Raw genomic sequence first — 19466 nt, forward strand, 5'->3', positions numbered from 1 at the left:
AACCCTAGCAATAATCAATGCACTAAAAGATTTTCCAAAAGCATTAGTAAAAACAATAACCTTTGATAGAGGTAAAGAATTTTCAGGATTCGAAAAAATAGAAAAAGAGTTAGGATGCAAAACATATTTTTGTGATCCCTACTGCGCTTGGCAAAAAGGTACAAATGAAAATAGTAATGGGCTATTAAGAGAGTTTTATCCTAAGGGTATGGATTTATCAGAAGTAGATATAGATGATTTAAATCATAACTTAAATTTAATGAACAATAGACCTAGAAAATGTATAAAATATAATACACCTATAGAAGAACTTTTTGGTCTCTTACCATAGGTGTTGCATTTGATTTGACAATTCATCTTTACAAAAAAATATTTAAAAATATTTTTTTATCATTTTTATTAATGCAAATAAGGAGTTTGTATACTCAACTTCTATCAAATAGAATTAAAACATACAAACTCCCCAATTAAACAAACTATATAGTTTTCTATCCCTCAACAAAGAAGCTAATCTCTGCCTCTACACACAAGTCTCCATCACAAGTAATGCTTCCCTTTCCGACACCGTAGTTCCTTCTCATCTTGACAATCTCAACATCAATATCCAGTCTATCTCCCGGCACAACCTGCCTTCTAAACTTGGCTTGCTTTATCCCTGAGAAAAACGCCAGCTTGCCCTTGTACTGGTCTAGGGATAGTATAGCTACTGCTCCTGCCTGAGCCATAGCCTCTACCATCAGTACTCCAGGCATTACATTGCGGTCTGGAAAGTGTCCTGTAAACCAAGGCTCTGATGCTGTGATGCACTTTTGAGCCTTTACCCACTTTCCTTCTTCCATATCCACAACCCTATCCACTAGAAGAAAGGGATGTCTATGGGGTATAATTGCCTTTATTTCTTCAACATTTAATGATTTCTTTTCTGTATTTTCCATATCTACTCCTGACCCTAGCCCTTGTACTTCTTAAGAAGCAAGCTAGCATTGTGTCCTCCAAAACCAAGTGAGTTGGATATAGCATACTCTATATCTCTCTTTCTAGTCTCATCTGTAACATAGTCTAGGTCACATTCTTCATCCTTGACCTTGTAGTTTATAGTCTGTGGAACAAATCCATCCTTAAGGGCATAGGCGCATACAATAGCTTCTATTGCCCCAGCTGCCCCCAACATATGTCCTGTCATAGACTTGGTTGATGATACCATTATGTCCTTTGAATGGTCCTTAAATGCAAGCTTGATAGCATTTGTCTCTGCCACATCGTTTAGCTGTGTACTAGTACCATGGGCATTGATATAGTCTACTTGATTGCTATCTACTCCAGCCTCTTCTAGGGCAAATAGCATAGCATTTGCTGCACCCTTGCCATCTGGGTTAGGCGCTGTGATATGGTGGGCATCACTAGTCTGTCCATAGCCCACTATCTCACAGATAATGTCCGCCCCCCTTTTTAGGGCTGAGTCAAGCGACTCTATCAGTACTATGGCTGATCCTTCTCCCATTACAAACCCACTTCTCTCCTTGTCAAAAGGTATAGAAGCCCTAGTTGGGTCATCGCTAAATGATAGGGCTGACATTGCTTCAAAGCCGCCCACTCCCATAGTACATATGGATGACTCACAACCACCTGCAAACACTGCATCCTGGTAGCCATCCTTGACCAACCTGAAGGCATGGCCTATTGAGTCTGTTCCTGTTGCACAGGCAGTCACTGAAGATGTACATACACCCCTAGTTTCTAGGGCTATAGACACGTGACCAGCAGCCATATTTATTATACACTTTGGTATAAAATGCGAAGAGATCTTCTTGTGACCCTTCTCCATATACTTGATATGTTCACCCTCTATGGTATCCAATCCACCTATACCACTTCCTACTACTACACCTGTCCTAAACTCATTTTCTTCGTTTATAGTATAGCCACTATTTTTCATGGCTTCCTTGGCAGCTGCTATTGCAAACTGAACGAACCTATCCTTTTTCTTTGGACCATCAACACCATGGGCCTTTGGATTAAAATCCTTGACCTCTGCTGCTAGCCTAGTCTTGTAGCCTGTATTATCGAAAGAGGTGATCGGCCCTATTCCACACTTGCCTGCCTTGACACTCTCCACAAATTCCTCTATTGATTGGCCAATCGGGCTGATTACACCAGCTCCTGTTATTACGACCCTTCTACTCATAAAATCCTCCATTAATCGGTTATTATATTGAAGACAGTCCACCGTCTACACTTATGACCTGTCCAGTTATATACCTAGCAGATTCTCCTGCCAAAAATGCCACTGTATCAGCTATATCCTTAGGCTGACCAACACTCCTTAGCGGTATTGCGTCTACTATCTTAGCCTTTATCTTTTCTGGTATAGCATCTGTCATATCCGTCTGTATAAATCCAGGCGCTATAGCATTTACTGTGATGCTATATGGTCCAAGTTCTGCTGCCAGTGTCCTTGTCATACCTATTACACCAGCCTTTGATGCTGAATAGTTAGTCTGACCAACATTTCCCACTAGGCCTGCTAGTGATGATAGACTTATGATTCTACCTGATCTTTTCTTAGTCATCTTTCTTGCAACCTGTTTTGTACAGTTGAATATCCCCTTTAGGTTGGTATCTATTACATCATCAAAATCCGCTTCCTTCATCTTGATAAATAGCTTGTCCCTAGTGATACCTGCATTGTTGACCAAGACATCTATATTCTCATATTCTTCATATATCTTGTCAAATGCTTCAGCTACCTTTTCTGAATCCTTGACGTCAAACTTCATGGCAAATACATTCTGACCCTTTGCCTTTAATTCTTCTACCATGGTATTGGCTTTTTCATCTGAGCTAACATATGAAAATCCAACTATATATCCCTCTTGGGCTAATTTTTCTACTATAGCCCTACCTATTCCTCTTGTTCCACCTGTTACAAAGGCAACTTTCTGATTGGTTTGCATCGTATCCACCTCTTTCTAGACCTCACTCATTTCTCTTATGTCGTCTAAATTTTGTATATTTATAACTTTCTTTGTCTTATCTATCTTTTTGATAAATCCTGCTAGGCTCTTTCCTGGTCCTACTTCTATAAAGGTGTCTATACCATCGTCTATCATATTTTTGATAGTCTGCTCGAACATGACCCTAGAGTACATCTGCTTCATCAAGATATCTACATAATCTTGGTCCCGACCATAGACACTTGCGTCTAGATTCTTGTAGACCTTGATATCCTTATTAAACTTGAAGTCTATTTTTTCAAGCTCCTGCCTAAAGATATCAGCTGATGGTTTTAAGACACTAGTATGAAATGGTCCCTCGACATTTAGTTTCACTGTCTTTTTAATAGACCTCTCTTTACAGGCATCCTCCAACTTGTCTATAGCTGAGAATTCTCCCCCTACTACTATCTGGCCTGGGCAGTTGATATTTGCTATATCCAGGTTCTTTATGTCTGGATTGGACTTTTTGACCTGACATACAATCTCTTCAATAGTATCTAGTGGAGTCTTCATAATAGCCAACATAGTTCCTTGACCATTCACACCTTGACCCATTATCTGGCCTCTTTTTGCTACTAATCCTATAGCTTCCTCAATACCTATCATTGCAGAACCACATAGGGCTGAGTACTCACCTAGGCTAAGACCCGCCATAGCAGCTACTTCAAGATCCTTATATTTATTGAGCAATTCATCAAGTAGGGCCATGCTGTTCATAAATATGGCCGGCTGAGCATACCTAGTCTTGGATATATCTTCTATATTGGCATTGGCTATAGCCTCATATGTATCCTTATCTAGTATGTCTTTAGCAAGCTTGTATACCCTAGAACCTAGTAGGTCCTTACCCATGGCCTCATACTGAGACCCCTGTCCTGGAAATACTATAGCTATTTTTTTAGTCATTTACTATACCTCTCAACACCTGATTGTAGCCATTTACTAAATCATCTATTATCTCCTTGCAGGTCTCTCTCTTAGATACTAGGCCTGCTATCTGTCCTGCCATAACTGATCCATAGTCGCACTCTCCATCCACAACTGCAGACCTTAGGCTGCCAGCACCATAGGCTTCAAGTTCTTCGATACTAGCACCTTGGTCTTCCAACTTCTTGAACTTCTTGGCGAACTTGTTTTTGATTACTCTTACAGGATGGCCAGTTGACATACCAGTTACAGTAGTAGATATGTCCTTGGCAGATGCTACTTTTTCCTTGTAGGCCTCACTAGCCCTACACTCATTGGCAAGTATAAACCTAGTACCTAGCTGAACACCATCAGCTCCAAGACAAAATGCAGCTGCAACTCCTCTACCATCACCTATACCACCTGCCGCTATTACTGGTATGTCTACAGAGTCCACTATCTGTGGTACCATAGCCATGGTATTTGTAACTCCAACATGCCCACCAGCCTCTGCCCCTTCAGCTATAATAGCGACTACACCAGCATTTCTCTGCATACGAATAGCCTGCGATACTGAAGGCACTACAGGTATTATCTTTATTCCGTTTTCGTTTAGCCTTGCAAAGTGCTTTCCTGGATTACCTGCACCAGTAACTACAACCCTTACACCTTCTTCTATGACAGCATCTATGACCTCATCCACAAAGGGACTCAGTAGCATTATATTGACTGCAAATACCTTGTCTGTAAGGGATTTTGCCTTTCTTATTTCTCCTACTAGCCAGTCCTTTGGCGCATTACCCGCTGCTATAATACCTAGCCCACCAGCATTGGATACTGCCGCAGCAAGCTCAGCATCTGATACCCAAGCCATTCCACCTTGGAAGATTGGGTAGTCAATACCTAGCACATGGCATATTTTACTGTCTTCTAATCTCTTAACCATTAGTTAGCCTTTAGACCCTCTATATATGCTGCAATCTTTTCTGGGCTAGTTAGGTTTTCTATTGCATCGTCTTCTACTTCTATGTCAAATTCATCTTCAATTTCAGTCATTATGTCCATTACGTCTAGTGAATCTGCTTCTAGTTCTTCCTGTATGTGGCTATCTGCCTTTATATCTTCTATTTCTATATCTAACTGCTCTGCTAATATTTCTCTTATCTTTTCTATCATTTTATATTCCTCTTTCTTAAATTATATTTTTGTATTTTGTTCGTTTTTACTTTTTTCTAACCTTAAATTATATTTTTATACTTTATTTGTTTTTGCTCTTTTTCTTATATTTGCTTTTTTATATATAAATAGGCTATTTTTTTACTAAGCTATATTTCTACTATGCTTTTTTTATCTTCATCAATATACCACCAAAGCTAAGTCCTCCACCAAATGCCGTAGTTATAAGGTACTTGCCTAGGATTTCTCCCTCATTCTGGTCTGAACTTTCAAGTCTACTTACAACTTCATCAAATGCTATTGCAACACTTGCAGAAGATGTGTTTCCATATTCTTGTATATTGGTATACCACCTGTCCATTCCTATATTTGACCTATCTGATAGGCACTCTATTATCCTCATATTGGCCTGGTGGGCAACAAATGAATATACCTGACTCTCATCTACAGAATTGTCCTTTAGCAATTTATCTATTACCTTTGGACCTACATCTGTTGCAAACTTATAGACCTGTCTACCATTCATGCCTATATACAAGTTGTCTTCGTCATCTATCTTGTCCTTGGCATCTATAGTAAGGTACTTCTTTACGTCTGGTTTGCCACCTAGGTGGTAGTCTTTGATCTCATACTTGTATTTTGATACTGGTCTATCCTCTACTAGGTCCTCGTTTTCTAGTATCATACAACCTGCACCATCACCAAATAATATACAAGTAGTTCTATCTTCCCAATTTACATACTTAGTAAGTCTCTCAGCTCCAACAACCAGGGCATATTTTTTACCCATGTCCCTCATCATAGCCTTGGCTGTAGCTATTGCATAGATATAGCCACTGCAGGCCACATTTATGTCCATACATATTATATTTTCTAGACCCATTCTACCAGCTATTGTAAATGCTGTAGATGGTACCTTGGTATCAGATGTCACGCTTGCAACTATAATCATTTCGATCTGGTCTACAGCTATAGAAGATTTTTCTATAGCTCTTTGACATGCCTTTAGGGCCATATCCTCTGTTGTTTCATCCTTGGATATGTGCCTTCTTCTTATGCCTGTTCTTTCTACTATCCATTCATCATTTGTGTCTACTAGTTTTGAAAGCATCTCATTATCCAGTATATTATCTGGTGCATAGCTTCCAGTTCCTATTATATTAACACCCATGTTCTCCTCCGTATTCTTTTAGGAAAAACTCATTTATATTCATAAGGGCTCTGATCAAGGCCTGGTCCTCTTCTAGCTTTAGATCTATCATCAGGTGGTCGATCATCTCCTCATGAAAATTCCTATGAATTTTGTCCACCAAAACACCCTTTCTTGTAAGGCTGGCTATTACCACCCTCCTATCATTAGGGTCTTTTTCTCTTTTTGCATAACCCTTTGTCTCTAGTTTGGAAATAGTTGTAGTAAGGGTCCCCATAGTGATATCCAATATATCAGCTACTTCAGACATCATCTTACCATCACCCGTTCCAATAGCTTCAAGGGCATGTATTTCACTCATAGACAGGTCTTTGATACCCCTTAGTCTAAGGGATTTCTCCTCTATAGTAAGTATGTTCTTGAATAGGTCTACTACTATATCGTTTATTACCTTTCTACTAGCCTCATAAGACAAGTTCTCGTTCTTGTACTTAGTCTCCTCTTCAATACTTTCTTGACTACTCACTTGAGCCTTATCTTCATTATCTTCAACGACTATATTCTGATTTAAAGCCTTGTCATTTTCAAATGTTATATGTGAGTAGTCTCTCTCTCCAACAGATATACTATCCCCATCTGAAAATTCAACCCTTATCTTTTTCTTATTAGACTTATCTTCTATATTTTTATAATCAACCATTTCTAGCCTCCTATTTAGCTTCCTATAATCTTTCTATACTTATCATATCTTTTTTTCATTATTTTATCTATAGATATAGAATAGCTTTTTTCTAGAAAATTGATTATATGATTCTTTAGGTTGTATATCTCACCTCCGTCCTCTTCTATTATCCTTTCAATAAATCCATCCTCCATAAGATTGTGGCTTGTAAGTCTCATCAACTCAGCTGCCTCGTCCTTTTTTGAGGGGTCCTTCCAAAGTATACTTGCAAATCCCTCTGGAGATAGTATTGAATATACGCTATTTTCTAGCATCCATATTTCATCTGTAAGGCTAAGGGCAAGGGCTCCACCACTGCCCCCTTCTCCTATTATCACTGATAGGGTCGGCACCTCCAGTCTTGAAAACTCATATATACACTGGGCTATTGTAAGGGCTTGGCCTCTTTCTTCTGCCCCTATGCCACATCCAGCTCCAGGCGTGTCTATTATAGTTATAACAGGCAGCTTGAACTTGTTGGCATGGGCAATCAGCCTCAGCACCTTCCTGTAGCCTTCAGGGTTTGGCATACCATAGTTTTTATCTTTTCGCTGACCTATGACCATGACTGAGTAGGGTCCTAGCTTTCCTATGCCACCTATGATTGTGTCGTCATCTGAATAGGCACGATCTCCATGCATCTCAACAAATGGCTTGCACAGGTAGTCTATATAGTCTTTTGCCTTATACCTGCCAGGGTCTCTGGATGCCCTGACTATTTCCATTGCTGTCTTCAAAATCCACTCTCCTTTCTCGATTTCTTATCTTATATAACTTTGGCAAGTATATCTGCCAACTTATCTATCTTCTCTTGACGCTTTCTTGTTGTTATGTAGATTAATAGCAAGTATGTCTGCCAACCTATCTCTCATTTCTTCCCTAGGCAGTACCATGTCCACCATTCCGTGTTCTAAGAGAAACTCAGCCCTTTGAAAGCCTTCTGGTAAATCAGTGCCTGTCACCTGCTTGATCACTCTAGGTCCTGCAAAGCCTATCAAGGCACCCTTTTCTGCTATGATTATGTCCCCTAGACTGGCAAATGATGCACTCACACCACCAGTAGTTGGGTCTGTCATAACAGATATGTATAATAGACCTCTCTCATTTAATCTGGCTATTGCCTGTGATGTCTTAGCCATCTGCATAAGAGAGAACATCCCCTCCTGCATTCTGGCCCCACCTGATGCTGAGAATATTACAAGTGGAAGAGATTTTTTGATAGCTAGCTCAATTGCCTTGGTGATCTTCTCACCCACACTTGAACCCATGCTCCCCATCATAAAATTGGTATCCATGACAGCTATTACGACTCTGGACTCCTTGATCCTAGCAGTACCAGTTATGACTGCCTCGTCTATTCCCGAAGACTCCCTTTGACCTAGCTGTTTTTTCTTGTAGTCCGGAAATTTAAGCGGGTCCCTTACCTTCTTTTCCTTGAAATATTCTACAAAACTTTCTTCGTCTACTATGCTGTTGATTCTTTCCCTAGCAGACATCTTGAGGTACTTACCACAGGCTGGACATATCTTGTACTTGCCCTTCAAGTCATCAACAAATACCATCTCCTGACACTCTGGGCATTTGACCAGACAGTCCGGCTTGATAGTGACATATTTTGCAGGTTTGTACATTTTCCTTTTAAAATGTTCCAGTATCATTGTTACCTCCTCTTGCCTTGTAGGTATGATGTTGTATGCTCATTAGCTACAAATACCTCATCCCTCATTATTTCCTTGTTAAAACCAATATTAGTCTTTATACCATCTATTACAAACTCATCTAGAGCCCTCTTCATTATATCGATTGCATTTTTCCTGTCTTTTCCATAGGCTATTAGCTTGACTAGCATAGAGTCGTAAAAAGGCAGTACCATATAACCTTGGTATATAGAGGAGTCTATCCTAACCCCATAGCCACCCGGTATATTGAGGCCCTCTATCCTACCAACGCTCGGCATAAAATTATTATCTTCATCATAGGCGTTGATTCTGCACTCTATAGCATGACCTGTAAATGTAATGTCTTTTTGCTCATAGGCAAGTTTTTCCATAGACGCTATGTTTATCTGTTCTCTGATTATATCTATACCTGTTATCATCTCTGTGACCGGATGCTCAACCTGTATCCTGGTATTCATCTCCATAAAGTATGCCTTACCATCCTTGTCAACAAGAAACTCTATAGTGCCTGCATTTGCATAGCCTACATACTTAGCAGCCCTTGTAGCCATATCGTATAGGTAGTTCATAGTCTCATCTCTTATAGAAGTTGCTGGTGCCTCTTCTATAATCTTTTGGTGGTTCATCTGTATAGAACAATCACGAGAACCTAGGTGGACCACATTTCCATGCTCATCTGCAAGTATCTGTACCTCTATATGTCTAGGATCATCTATATATTTTTCTATATAGACCTCCTTGTCACCAAAGGCATTTTCCGCTTCTTTTCTGGCTGACATAAAGGCAGACTCTAGGTCCTGACCTTCTCTTACAAGTCTCATGCCCTTGCCACCTCCACCAGACCTAGCCTTGATGATGATTGGATATCCTATCTGCTCACATATGATCTTTGCGAGCTCAATATTTTCTACCACTGTTTCAGAACCTTCTACAACAGGAAGCCCAGCCTCCTTCATAAGTCTCTTGGCCTCTTCCTTATCTCCCATCAAAGATATTAGCCTGCTGGATGGACCTATGAATTTTATCTCATATATCTCACACAGCTTGGCAAAAGATGAATTCTCAGACAAAAATCCAAATCCTGGATGTATGGCATCCGCACCTGTTACAAGGGCTGCATTTATTATCTGTACCTTATTTAGGTAGCTGTCCTTGACATTTTTAGGTCCTATGCAAATACTCTCGTCTGCTATCTGTACATGTAGGCTGTCCCTATCGACATCAGAAAATATGGCAACCGACCTGATTCCCATGTCCTTAAGTGTCCTGATAATCCTAACTGCAATCTCTCCCCTGTTGGCAACCAGTACTTTTTTTATAGGCCTAATCATCTTAGACCTCCCTTACTCTGAATAGGGCTTGACCAAATTCTACGACTTCTTGGTCTTCAACCAATACTTCTACAATTTCACAATCAAAGCAAGACTTTACTTCGTTCATCAATTTCATAGACTCTATGATACAGACAACCTGTCCCTTCTTGATCTTGTCACCAACCTTGGCAAATACTGGTTCATCAGGTGATGGACTCGTATAAAAAGTACCTATCATTGTGGATGTTATATCCTTCAAATCAGATTGATCGACCTTGTCACTTGGACATTCTCCAACATTTGAAGAATCATCCGATGATATAGGTCCCATATTTGTATTGTGGCTGTCCATATTATTTTGTAATCCAAAGCTTCTATTTGATAATTTTTCTTGATTAATATTTTCAATATTTGATCCCAATAAATGACTGCTCAGCATATTACTATATGCATTTGACTTGGTTCTCAGGACCAAACTATCCGTACCCTGCCTGTACTCAAGTTCTCCCAGACCAGCATCATTCATTATTTGAGCCAAATTTTTTATAAATTCTAACTCCATACTCAATATACCTCCTAACTTATTTTGATAGTCAAAGTATTATATTGGATATTATATGACTAAGTATGGAAAAGGTCAATAGTTTATTTTGAATAACTTAATATTTTTTCAGATCTGTTTTTTGACAAAATAAAAAAGACCCTTTAAAGTCATGTCTAGGACTATTGAATTTACTAGTTTTTATGAATAAGTCTTCCAGCTACCATTCTGTTGTAGCCCTGTAAATCTTTTTTGAAGTACAAACAATCAAAACCTACTTTTTCCATTTCATTTTTTATTTTTTCGGCCTGATCGTGACCAGACTCAAACACCAACCATCCACCTATTTTTAGAAATTTAGGTGACGATTTAATAATAGACTTGTAAAAATCCATGCCATCATCTCCACCAGCCAGGGCTAAGATTGGTTCATAGTCCTTTACATCCGGTTCTAATCCTTCTATGACATGGTCCTCTATATATGGTGGGTTTGAAACTAGGATGTCTAGACTATCGAGATAGACCTCTAAGTCACTACTAGAAAATAGGTCAGACTCTACAAAGTCTACACAGGCTCCAAGCCCAAGCCTTCTTCTGTTGACTCTTGCAACATCTATAGCCTCCTTGGATATATCGACACCACATATCTGAAGATCGACACTCGACAATTTAGCAATACTAAGGGCTATAGCACCAGAGCCAAGGCACATATCCATGACCTTGATAGGACCATTCTCACCCTCTTTTGGTGCCCTGTCAATTATATCCAGTACTTCTTCAACTATTATTTCAGTATCCGGTCTAGGTATTAGAACATTTTCGTTCACATAGAAATTTAGGCCCATAAATTCTTTTTCATTTATGATATAGGCAATTGGTTTTCTCATAGACCTCTGCTCTAACATTCTTTCAAATTCTTTTATCTCTTCCGGGTGCATAGGCTTGTCATAGGACATCATCAGCTTCATCCTGTCAAAATCCATGACCTTACAAAGCATAAGGTCTACATCCAACCTTGGACTTGGACTTGAATCCTTTAATTTATCCATTCCATATTCTATTGCATCTTTTAATCTATAGTTTATTGTATTATTATCTATCATAAAACCTCCTTACTCACAGTAAACTATTATACCATAATCCTATGTATAAGCCCAAATAATTATCTATTTTTATTTATTAAGTATTTGCAAGCCTTCCAGGTCATGGGTTATTATTTATGATTATTTATATGATGGAAAAAAAAACCACCAAAACCCCATAAATCATGACAACCCGTCCAACGGGTGGTTTGCACACGGACTATAAGCCCAAGGGTAGCGACGAGTCAAATGCACTGGCTTTCACTCTGTTCACACTCTGTCTTATCACCTGATTCATCAGGCTTTGGTTTTGACTTTCTAGGCCTGCCTTTGGTTTTTTCATCTACTCTATCTACCTTGAAGCCACCACCAAATATTTTTAGGTCTGCTGTGAATCTTTGCTTTTCAACTCCTGATGTTGAGTATTCTTCATTTACATTTCCATGAACTAATCAGCACCTGTAAACTTACCGTCTTCTAGTTCAAGATTCTTTAAAAATTCTCTCTTCATTGCTATACTCCTTTTCGTTTTTATTACGCAGATACTACTGCGAAGGTTTATTTTAACGACTTATTTGTCGAATTTAGGCATTAAAAATAGACCTTTTAACGACTTGTCTGGGTCGATTTTATGCACTAAAAAGGCACCCTAACTATTGTAAAGTGCTTACTCTTGACTATATTCCCAGTCTAATATCTTGTCATATAACGACTGTACATATTTACCTTTTTCGGTATACCAATTTTGCCCATCAGAATCATAATACATACAATCATCACTCGTTAGATACCAATCTACTTCAGTCTGCAAATCTGCATAATTACTTGTATCTACCATAAGCTTTATACTGCTATTACAATTTTTCAGATAGTCTATCTCTTCATTTGTTAAGCCAAACATACTTACACCTTCTCTATTTCCTCAAATTACATTGAATTAAAGTGTTTGTAATTGGGTTATATGTAACTCCACATCTTCCATCTAACCCCAATAATACACTATTACTTCTCTTCTTGATAATACTACCACTAGCCAAGCACTTTTCTATATCCTCACTAGGCACGCGTTTATGATTCAACTTCTTCATAATTTCTTTTGAATTGTTCGAATTTGCCCAATCATGAGTACCTATTGCCCTGCCTGTAAAATGATATGATACCCTTTTAATTTCAACTTCATCAGTAGTTTTTATACCAATAAGCTTATCTTCAAGTTCATTGTGATGCTTTTTGAAATTACTATACTTTACAAGTGGAGATATTTCACCTTTTTGAACAATGCCTGTATATCCCTTTACAATGTCCCATTCCTTAGTATCATTATACTTTATTTTCTGAAAATCATCAAATGATTTAACCCCATCGACAGTGTCAAGTTTTTATGGACTTTTTTATTACAACTAACTCCCTAAAATATTTGACCTATTGCATCCTATACCTTTTATTAAAATTCTTGTAGCTGAGGAGTCATCGAAGATGAATTTTTCCTTATCGAAGATACTCCAATTAAGTTTTTCATTTGTCTTATTGACGCAGTCCCTGTATTGTTCATTTCCAGTGTTGCTATAAATACTAGAATCAATTTTATTACCATTTTTCTTATACACCCTCAAAACACTTAATTTGCCAAGAACCTCATTGCTCCATCCCATTGGATTTCTACTAAATCTCTCGGATAATACATGGCTCACCTGGCCCTCTGTACATCTTACTTGAATGTCTAAAGTGTATCTATTAACAATACCTTCCCAGTTATTTATAATGTAATTACAGGGCTTTCTTCTCGTATCTGAGGTGTTATAATATCCAAACTAAGATTTTTACTTTCTTTTAGAGTTTTTAATACTTTTTCCACCATATTTATGCATATTTGTTGTATAATAGTTTCCATAGAGATTACACCACCTTTGTTTATTTTTTTGCTCAAATATATTTTAACACAAGAGGTTGTAATCTCTATTTTTTGTTTCAAAAACTCCATACTTATTTTACACTATCAGTCATATATACTCATATAAACCTCATTTTCTGCACTAAAAAAACACCCTAACTACTGTTAAGATGCTTATATGAATGGTGTAATGTCTTTTGCATCCTTTAGACCATTCTTGATTCTTTGTATTGTCGAATTTTTCTGTAAGAACTCCATCCCTTTGATTGTTAGCCTTGCTCAATAGCTTTAAAACCATATCCCCCTGCATAGCTTATTCTTTTAAAACCACTAATAAGTCCATCATCAATCATTGATTGAAGTATCTTATTTCTTCTTTCTTCACTAATTTTTAAAGCCTCTAGGAATGTACTATCAAAAACAGTACTGTCCATAGATGCCTCAACACCAACCAGTATCTTATACACTATTTTAAGATTATCCATTATACCACCTACTTAAAATCATCTATACTTCCAGTCTAATATCTTGTCATATAACGATTGTACATACTTACCTTTTTCAGTGTACCAATTCTGACCATTAGTATCATACTCCATACAATCTTCATTAGTCAGATATATATTAATATTTGTTTGAAATTCTTCAAGGTTTTTAGTTTCTAACGATTCTTTTATATTAGGAAAGTACCCTAAATCATTGGCGTTTTCCAACAAGAAATTTATTTCATTTTCACTCAATCCAAACACCATTGCGTCCTCCTTATTTTGGGTTGCATTGTACTAATCCTCCAGTTACTGGATTTATTGTTATGTCGCAAACACCAATTATTCTGTATGTTGCACTATTAATCCTTGTATGAACCAAGTCTCCATTTTCAATACATTTTATAATACCCTTATTAGGCACATGCTTATGATTTAATCTCTTCATAATTTCTTTTGAATTGTTCGAATTTGCCCAATCATGAGTACCTATTGCCCTGCCTGTAAAATGATATGATACCCTTTTAATCTCAACTTCATCAGTAGTTTTTATACCAATAAGCTTATCTTCAAGTTCATTGTGATGCTTTTTGAAATTACTATACTTTACAAGTGGAGATATTTCACCTTTTTGAACAATGCCTGTATATCCCTTTACAATGTCCCATTCCTTAGTATCATTATACTTTATTTTCTGAAAATCATCAAATGATTTAACCCCATCATAACCTAAATTCTTGTATTTTTTAAACTGTCTCTTATCACTATGTCTGTTTTTCCAGGCTTTTTCTACTGGCTCTTTGCATATTGTTATAGGCTGTTGAACAAGATCCAATATTAATCCTTGTGCTAATACGGATGACTTACCACAACCTCTATAGTATTTTCAACCTTATCAGTCCACATGGAATACCTCTTTCCTAATAGTTCATCGTCCTTAATTCTATTCTTGGCACTTACACTCATATCAACAATATCTTGCCCCACTCTGAACCACCAGACTAAGGAAAATATATATGCTGTTAACATATATACATAATAAATTACTCTTTTTTGCATTATGTCATTAAAATACATCGCTATCGATGTAAGCAACGATAAAATACCACTAAATATATTTACTATAAAATATTACTTATACAGCTTATGTTCTACTATTCCTTTCATAAAATTATTGCTATTTTTCGCATTTATAACTATAAATTAGGCAAATGTGATATAATATCAATATACTAAATTTTCTTACTTTTTAGTTCAATTTGGGTTAATTTAGTTAATGTATTTATAAAATAAAGCTCTTTTTAATTAATAACAAAAAAAGAAAGGAGTACTTATGACAAAAAAAGAAAAAATTTGGTCCGCCTTTTTGACATCTCTTCCAATAGCATTTGGTTATGTGGCTCTTGGAATCATGGGTGGTGCCTTGATACAAAAGGTCGGTTTTAGCGTTATAGAGGTGGTCTTGTTCTCTGTATTGATATTTTCAGGTAGCGCCGTATTTATAACAGCTAATATGCTGGCAGCTGGTATTTTCCCCCAGATATCCATATATTTGATTGCGACAATCCTAGTCTCAAGTCTTAGAAATGCCATGTACAGTTCATCCTTGATCAATGAAACTAAAAACATGAAGGGTATCAAAAAACTCCTTTTCACACAGTTTGTGACGGATGAGACCTTTGCAATAAACAAGATAAAATACGACTCTTCTAGCTACTGGGATGACGATATGGCCCTTTATTTCTCTGTATTCGCAGCTGTTTTCGGCATGATAGGCAACCTAGTAGGCGCCATATTTGGACAGATTGTAGATATACCTATGGACTTGGCTTTTTTTATGATGTCTAGTATGTTTGTTATACTTACTGTTCTTAGGATTGCAGACAAGATGGATTTAATTATGCTCTTTGTAGCCATAGTAGTATCTTTTATCGTACTTACAATATACCAGGGAGGATTAGACCTAATAATCATATCCCTGACTGTCACTAGCATAGGCTACTTCCTAGATAGGAGAAAAAGGAGGATGAAAAATGAGTCCTAGTTTATTAAAAATATCCATTATCGTCCTTGGATTTGTAGGTATGTTCCTAATTCGTTACCTACCTTTTGCAATAGTAGGCGAAAAGTCCACATCCAAGGAGTTCGATTCTTTTATAAAATACATACCTCTAGGCGTGTTTGTAGCCATGATTATCAAAGACGTTTTTTACAAGGGTGGAGAATTGTTTATCAGCACTAGCAACATCAAGCTTGTGCCCTTGTTGATAGTTATAGCTATTTCGGTTAAGTTTAGGAATATAGGCCTGTCAGTAGTTGCTGGTGGGGTGATTATGTGGATTGCTATGATGATATAAAAATTTCTATATACGAAAAAAAGCAGCCTATAGCTGCTTTTATAATACGTAAATTCGAATTTAGATATTAATAATTCTACAAAATGCTTATTCCATGTTAAATCTCTTCTTAAACTTGTCGATTCTTCCACCCTTTTCGATATTCTTCTGCTTACCTGTGTAGAATGGATGGCATTCTGAACATATTTCTACCCTTATTTCATCCTCAGTAGAGCCTGCCATGAATGTGTTTCCACATGCACATCTAACTTCTACTTCCTTGTACTTTGGCTGTATATCCTTCTGCATTTCAAAGTCACCCCTTTCTTATTTATTAAAAACACGGGCATACACCCATGTTTATGAATCCAACTTCCTTATTATAACATAATAGACAGGACAATTCAAGATTTAATATATATTATTAGGCAATTACTTCTTTAATCTTTCACATATTTCATCTAGGTCAAAAAGCCCTTCATCCTTGCCTATTTCACATACCTCCAAAATGTCCATAAGCCCCTGCCCTACTAGGTCCATGACGTCATCCAGATCGTCGTCCTTTATCCTGTCTAGGCCTTCTTTTAGCTTGCTTAGCCTATAATCTATCTCCTGTGTATAGTTGACCATTCCCGGATTATCTTCAAGACTGACCCTTTCTATATCTCCTATATCCATCCCCTTAACTATATCGTAAACGTCACTAGTCTTCTTGTTTCCGCCCTTAGGTATATATAGGCTAGTCAGGTGGTCAAAGTAGTTTTCCTCCCTATCCAAATCGTATAGGTCAAGCTCCTTCTTATGCTCCATGCCCTTTATACCGGCACTCTTTACTATCCACACCTTTTGGTCATCATGGTAGTAGTCCATCAGCATCAGCTTGATATTGGATGCTATGTACCTGTCGTACACCTGAGTTATAATTATATTAGAATCTATGCTGAGGTCTCTTTTTTCTATATTAAAAGCGTCCAAGAGCCTGAATCCCTCTGATGGGTCAAATGCTAGATAGTTGTACATAGCATCGATAAAGCTCATTGAGGCTATGACATCTACATCTACACCCTTTACCCTTGAATAGTCTTCTACCATACCTACACTGGTCTCAGCAACTCTAGGATGACCTGGAACAGCATATATAATATCTGTGTCTTTGCCTAGGTCTACAAGCTTTTGGGCTATCCTATCATATACCTCTTCGAACTTTTCCCCTTGGTCATAATATGAATCAAAGGACTCATACTCAATCCCTAGTAGATCAACAACTGGATGTTTACTTGTCCTTAGATATATCTTTTTGCCTGATCTTAGTTCTTCAACTGCCCTGTGACTGATCTGAGATATATCTCCTGCCCCAAGACCTATTATACTTATACTCATATATTACCTCTCTTATCTTTTTCTCTTATCCTTTTATCCTTTTTATACTATTCTTTTGGTCTGTTTTTCTCAATCTTATTATATACAAACTCACCTAAAAAATATTTATTCCTATGCTTATCTATCATCCTATTATACCTCATAAAAAGAGACTGAACACTCTCCAGTCTCTCTTATATACTATCTAACTAGCTTTAACTTCTTTAATTTTCCAAATAACTTGTCTCCCTTAGGCATAGCTAGGATTTCTTCCTTGCTGATACCGCCTATTCCAAGAAGCACTACAATATATATTAGACCACCTACCATGATGGATATCATTGTAAGTAACTTGCCTGATATAACCATGCCTAGACCCATATAAGTAAGCTTGACTCCTGCAAACATCAGGATAACCGTTATTATTGGCTTGATAAAGAACTGCATCTTGTCGAATTCTATATTAAGCTCTTTCTTGATATACCTATACTCAAATATGGCAGCTATAAGATAGGATGCCACTGTACCAAATGCTGATCCCAGTATATTAAACTGAGGCATTGCAGTAAGTGTATATGATATTACTATCTTACCTACTATACCACATAATAGGGCATATACAGGTATCATAGGCTTACCCATACCCTGAAGTATACCGTTAAATGTGTATAAAAGACCCAAGAATACACAGGCTGGAGCAAGTGTAAACAGGATAATACCAAGAGTCTGGGCATTTTCCTTAGGGAATAGTAGTCCCATTATAGGCTCTGAAAGTGATGCTAAACCAAAGGCACATGGCAATAAAAGTAAAAGAGTGATCTTAAATGCCAACTTGGCATTGTGTCTTGCATCATCAAACTTCCTTAGGGCATATGACTCTGATATTGCTGGAACCAATGACATACCTATTGCTGTAGTGAATATCATAGGCATTGATATAATCGGTATAGTCATACCTGTCAACTGTCCCAATAATGCATTGGCAGCAACGCCTGTATAACCTGCAACTTCTAGCCTAGATATTACTATGACAGTATCTACAACATTTACAAGAGGCATTACACAGGCTCCTATAGATATAGGTAGTACGACCAATAATATTCTCTTGATTATCAATGATGTAGGCTGCTTGTGATAACCAACACTTGTCTCTATCAAGGCCTTTCTTTCCTTGCTGTCCTTCATATAGATAAATAGCAAGAACAAGAATGATGCAAATGCTCCTATAGTAGCTCCTGATATACCACCCGCTGCACCAAACTTAGGTCCATACTTGGCCATCAACATATAGGCTAGCATAAGTCCCAAGAATACCCTGAATACCTGCTCTATAATCTGTGAACCGGCTATCCTTGTCATCTGTTGGTATCCCTGATAGTAACCCCTATATGCAGACATAGACGGCACTATAAGAAGTGCTGGCGCTATTGCGTGCATAGCATGTATGGCATTAGGATTGTGCTGGACATCTGTAACTATAAATCCTGCTCCAAAGAAGAGAATTACAAATGTAACCAAACCTGTAAGGAACAACATCCAATGTGTTATCTTAAATATTTCATTGGCTCCCTTGTGGTTACCAAGGGCTGCTTGTTCAGAAACCAACTTGGCTATTGCCGTTGGAAAACCTGCCGTAGCAAGTGTTAAGAACAAGGCGTATACAGGGTATGCCGTCTGGTAATAACCCATACCCTCTGCACTTATCAAATACGTCAGGGGTATCCTGAACACTGCCCCCAACAGCTTTATTACAACACCGGCTGCCCCCAATATGAGGGTACCCATAATAAACGAATTCTTTTTATTACTTATTCCCATTTTGTCCTCCATA

Annotated in this window: 25 protein-coding genes; 3 read left to right on the forward strand and 22 right to left on the reverse strand. The window is 37.6% G+C overall.

All coding sequences use genetic code 11. From position 1 onward, the window contains the following. Nucleotides 1–331 (forward strand): IS30 family transposase (locus F823_RS10760; protein ID WP_019595495.1); only part of this gene is annotated, 331 nt, incomplete at its 5' end. Nucleotides 332–488: 157 nt separating this feature from the next. Here the strand turns inward: F823_RS10760 and fabZ are convergent. From fabZ to F823_RS0106230, 19 genes are all read right to left on the reverse strand, one after another. Continuing rightward, on the reverse strand, nucleotides 489–935 hold the full coding sequence (gene fabZ, locus F823_RS0106135) for a 3-hydroxyacyl-ACP dehydratase FabZ (RefSeq protein WP_002844155.1): 447 nt from the start codon (nucleotides 933–935) through the stop codon (nucleotides 489–491). Between the two features lie 14 nt (nucleotides 936–949). Then, nucleotides 950–2185 (reverse strand): beta-ketoacyl-ACP synthase II, encoded by a 1236-nt coding sequence (fabF, locus tag F823_RS0106140; RefSeq protein ID WP_002844134.1) that lies wholly within the window; start codon nucleotides 2183–2185, stop codon nucleotides 950–952. Between the two features lie 22 nt (nucleotides 2186–2207). Then, the gene (gene fabG, locus F823_RS0106145) at nucleotides 2208–2954 is read right to left on the reverse strand and encodes a 3-oxoacyl-[acyl-carrier-protein] reductase (protein WP_002844135.1); all 747 of its coding nucleotides are present in this window, start codon (nucleotides 2952–2954) and stop codon (nucleotides 2208–2210) included. A 15-nt stretch (nucleotides 2955–2969) separates the two neighbouring features. Continuing rightward, nucleotides 2970–3902: an ACP S-malonyltransferase gene (locus tag F823_RS0106150; RefSeq protein ID WP_004167276.1), complete on the reverse strand. Its 933-nt coding sequence runs from the start codon at nucleotides 3900–3902 to the stop codon at nucleotides 2970–2972. Continuing rightward, nucleotides 3895–4848, reverse strand: coding sequence for a nitronate monooxygenase (locus tag F823_RS0106155; protein ID WP_004167275.1), 954 nt, complete (start codon nucleotides 4846–4848; stop codon nucleotides 3895–3897). The genes F823_RS0106150 and F823_RS0106155 overlap by 8 nt, the downstream gene beginning before the upstream one ends. After that, a complete protein-coding gene (locus F823_RS0106160; RefSeq protein ID WP_004167274.1) occupies nucleotides 4848–5078 on the reverse strand; it encodes an acyl carrier protein in 231 nt (76 codons plus the stop codon). Before F823_RS0106160 ends, F823_RS0106155 begins: the two co-directional genes overlap by 1 nt. Before the next feature lie 160 nt (nucleotides 5079–5238). After that, the gene (locus tag F823_RS0106165) at nucleotides 5239–6249 is read right to left on the reverse strand and encodes a beta-ketoacyl-ACP synthase III (protein ID WP_004167273.1); all 1011 of its coding nucleotides are present in this window, start codon (nucleotides 6247–6249) and stop codon (nucleotides 5239–5241) included. Continuing rightward, nucleotides 6239–6928: a MarR family winged helix-turn-helix transcriptional regulator gene (locus F823_RS10540; protein ID WP_004167271.1), complete on the reverse strand. Its 690-nt coding sequence runs from the start codon at nucleotides 6926–6928 to the stop codon at nucleotides 6239–6241. The genes F823_RS0106165 and F823_RS10540 overlap by 11 nt, the downstream gene beginning before the upstream one ends. Before the next feature lie 14 nt (nucleotides 6929–6942). Then, entirely contained in the window at nucleotides 6943–7686 is a 744-nt protein-coding gene (locus F823_RS0106175) for an acetyl-CoA carboxylase carboxyltransferase subunit alpha (protein WP_002844139.1), read from the reverse strand. A 60-nt stretch (nucleotides 7687–7746) separates the two neighbouring features. Next, a complete protein-coding gene (gene accD / locus F823_RS0106180; RefSeq protein ID WP_004167269.1) occupies nucleotides 7747–8607 on the reverse strand; it encodes an acetyl-CoA carboxylase, carboxyltransferase subunit beta in 861 nt (286 codons plus the stop codon). 2 nt (nucleotides 8608–8609) lie between these two features. Next, nucleotides 8610–9959, reverse strand: a complete 1350-nt coding sequence (gene accC / locus F823_RS0106185; protein ID WP_004167268.1) for an acetyl-CoA carboxylase biotin carboxylase subunit — start codon at nucleotides 9957–9959, stop codon at nucleotides 8610–8612. Nucleotide 9960: 1 nt separating this feature from the next. Continuing rightward, the gene (locus tag F823_RS0106190) at nucleotides 9961–10503 is read right to left on the reverse strand and encodes a biotin/lipoyl-containing protein (protein ID WP_002844146.1); all 543 of its coding nucleotides are present in this window, start codon (nucleotides 10501–10503) and stop codon (nucleotides 9961–9963) included. Between the two features lie 173 nt (nucleotides 10504–10676). After that, the gene (gene prmC / locus F823_RS0106195; protein ID WP_004167267.1) at nucleotides 10677–11585 is read right to left on the reverse strand and encodes a peptide chain release factor N(5)-glutamine methyltransferase; all 909 of its coding nucleotides are present in this window, start codon (nucleotides 11583–11585) and stop codon (nucleotides 10677–10679) included. A 646-nt stretch (nucleotides 11586–12231) separates the two neighbouring features. Next, nucleotides 12232–12465 carry a hypothetical protein gene (locus tag F823_RS0106200; protein WP_002844168.1) on the reverse strand — a complete coding sequence of 78 codons (234 nt, stop codon included), beginning with the start codon at nucleotides 12463–12465 and terminating at the stop codon, nucleotides 12232–12234. A gap of 499 nt (nucleotides 12466–12964) precedes the next feature. Continuing rightward, nucleotides 12965–13255 carry a hypothetical protein gene (locus tag F823_RS0106205; protein WP_154647488.1) on the reverse strand — a complete coding sequence of 97 codons (291 nt, stop codon included), beginning with the start codon at nucleotides 13253–13255 and terminating at the stop codon, nucleotides 12965–12967. 469 nt (nucleotides 13256–13724) lie between these two features. Next, a complete protein-coding gene (locus F823_RS11415) occupies nucleotides 13725–13940 on the reverse strand; it encodes a YjcQ family protein (protein WP_004167327.1) in 216 nt (71 codons plus the stop codon). Between the two features lie 18 nt (nucleotides 13941–13958). Further along, nucleotides 13959–14207, reverse strand: a complete 249-nt coding sequence (locus F823_RS0106220) for a hypothetical protein (RefSeq protein ID WP_019595498.1) — start codon at nucleotides 14205–14207, stop codon at nucleotides 13959–13961. Between the two features lie 10 nt (nucleotides 14208–14217). Then, nucleotides 14218–14775, reverse strand: a complete 558-nt coding sequence (locus tag F823_RS0106225; protein WP_019595499.1) for a hypothetical protein — start codon at nucleotides 14773–14775, stop codon at nucleotides 14218–14220. 14 nt (nucleotides 14776–14789) lie between these two features. Further along, nucleotides 14790–14927 (reverse strand): hypothetical protein, encoded by a 138-nt coding sequence (locus F823_RS0106230; RefSeq protein ID WP_019595500.1) that lies wholly within the window; start codon nucleotides 14925–14927, stop codon nucleotides 14790–14792. A 346-nt stretch (nucleotides 14928–15273) separates the two neighbouring features. On the opposite strand from F823_RS0106230, the gene F823_RS0106235 reads away from it, so the two are divergent. Beyond that, the gene (locus F823_RS0106235) at nucleotides 15274–15984 is read left to right on the forward strand and encodes an AzlC family ABC transporter permease (protein ID WP_002844124.1); all 711 of its coding nucleotides are present in this window, start codon (nucleotides 15274–15276) and stop codon (nucleotides 15982–15984) included. Then, nucleotides 15974–16297 carry an AzlD domain-containing protein gene (locus F823_RS0106240; RefSeq protein ID WP_002844165.1) on the forward strand — a complete coding sequence of 108 codons (324 nt, stop codon included), beginning with the start codon at nucleotides 15974–15976 and terminating at the stop codon, nucleotides 16295–16297. The genes F823_RS0106235 and F823_RS0106240 overlap by 11 nt, the downstream gene beginning before the upstream one ends. Nucleotides 16298–16384: 87 nt before the next feature. Here the strand turns inward: F823_RS0106240 and rpmE are convergent, their stop codons facing one another. The 3 genes from rpmE to F823_RS0106260 all read right to left on the reverse strand — a co-directional run bounded on the left by rpmE (nucleotide 16385) and on the right by F823_RS0106260 (nucleotide 19453). Beyond that, nucleotides 16385–16585, reverse strand: a complete 201-nt coding sequence (gene rpmE, locus F823_RS0106245) for a 50S ribosomal protein L31 (RefSeq protein WP_002844141.1) — start codon at nucleotides 16583–16585, stop codon at nucleotides 16385–16387. A 123-nt stretch (nucleotides 16586–16708) separates the two neighbouring features. Continuing rightward, nucleotides 16709–17656, reverse strand: a complete 948-nt coding sequence (locus F823_RS0106250; protein ID WP_002845889.1) for an SAM-dependent methyltransferase — start codon at nucleotides 17654–17656, stop codon at nucleotides 16709–16711. A 180-nt stretch (nucleotides 17657–17836) separates the two neighbouring features. Further along, nucleotides 17837–19453, reverse strand: coding sequence for a putative polysaccharide biosynthesis protein (locus F823_RS0106260; RefSeq protein WP_002844153.1), 1617 nt, complete (start codon nucleotides 19451–19453; stop codon nucleotides 17837–17839). Nucleotides 19454–19466 lie beyond the last annotated feature (13 nt).

This window comes from Peptostreptococcus anaerobius VPI 4330 = DSM 2949 (assembly GCF_000381525.1).
GTDB classification, from domain to species: domain Bacteria; phylum Bacillota; class Clostridia; order Peptostreptococcales; family Peptostreptococcaceae; genus Peptostreptococcus; species Peptostreptococcus anaerobius.

Coding starts and splice junctions, on each gene's coding strand:
- rpmE (WP_002844141.1), bottom strand. CDS start 16,585: ATGCAGAAGGATATACAGCCAAAGTACAAGGAAGTAGAAGTTAGATGT.
- F823_RS0106260 (WP_002844153.1), bottom strand. CDS start 19,453: ATGGGAATAAGTAATAAAAAGAATTCGTTTATTATGGGTACCCTCATA.
- accC (WP_004167268.1), bottom strand. CDS start 9,959: ATGATTAGGCCTATAAAAAAAGTACTGGTTGCCAACAGGGGAGAGATT.
- F823_RS0106240 (WP_002844165.1), top strand. CDS start 15,974: ATGAGTCCTAGTTTATTAAAAATATCCATTATCGTCCTTGGATTTGTA.
- F823_RS0106155 (WP_004167275.1), bottom strand. CDS start 4,848: ATGGTTAAGAGATTAGAAGACAGTAAAATATGCCATGTGCTAGGTATT.
- prmC (WP_004167267.1), bottom strand. CDS start 11,585: ATGATAGATAATAATACAATAAACTATAGATTAAAAGATGCAATAGAA.
- fabF (WP_002844134.1), bottom strand. CDS start 2,185: ATGAGTAGAAGGGTCGTAATAACAGGAGCTGGTGTAATCAGCCCGATT.
- F823_RS0106200 (WP_002844168.1), bottom strand. CDS start 12,465: ATGTTTGGCTTAACAAATGAAGAGATAGACTATCTGAAAAATTGTAAT.
- fabG (WP_002844135.1), bottom strand. CDS start 2,954: ATGCAAACCAATCAGAAAGTTGCCTTTGTAACAGGTGGAACAAGAGGA.
- F823_RS11415 (WP_004167327.1), bottom strand. CDS start 13,940: ATGGATAATCTTAAAATAGTGTATAAGATACTGGTTGGTGTTGAGGCA.
- F823_RS0106235 (WP_002844124.1), top strand. CDS start 15,274: ATGACAAAAAAAGAAAAAATTTGGTCCGCCTTTTTGACATCTCTTCCA.
- F823_RS0106150 (WP_004167276.1), bottom strand. CDS start 3,902: ATGACTAAAAAAATAGCTATAGTATTTCCAGGACAGGGGTCTCAGTAT.
- F823_RS0106190 (WP_002844146.1), bottom strand. CDS start 10,503: ATGGAGTTAGAATTTATAAAAAATTTGGCTCAAATAATGAATGATGCT.
- F823_RS10540 (WP_004167271.1), bottom strand. CDS start 6,928: ATGGTTGATTATAAAAATATAGAAGATAAGTCTAATAAGAAAAAGATA.
- F823_RS0106160 (WP_004167274.1), bottom strand. CDS start 5,078: ATGATAGAAAAGATAAGAGAAATATTAGCAGAGCAGTTAGATATAGAA.
- fabZ (WP_002844155.1), bottom strand. CDS start 935: ATGGAAAATACAGAAAAGAAATCATTAAATGTTGAAGAAATAAAGGCA.
- accD (WP_004167269.1), bottom strand. CDS start 8,607: ATGATACTGGAACATTTTAAAAGGAAAATGTACAAACCTGCAAAATAT.
- F823_RS0106250 (WP_002845889.1), bottom strand. CDS start 17,656: ATGAGTATAAGTATAATAGGTCTTGGGGCAGGAGATATATCTCAGATC.
- F823_RS0106165 (WP_004167273.1), bottom strand. CDS start 6,249: ATGGGTGTTAATATAATAGGAACTGGAAGCTATGCACCAGATAATATA.
- F823_RS0106220 (WP_019595498.1), bottom strand. CDS start 14,207: ATGGTGTTTGGATTGAGTGAAAATGAAATAAATTTCTTGTTGGAAAAC.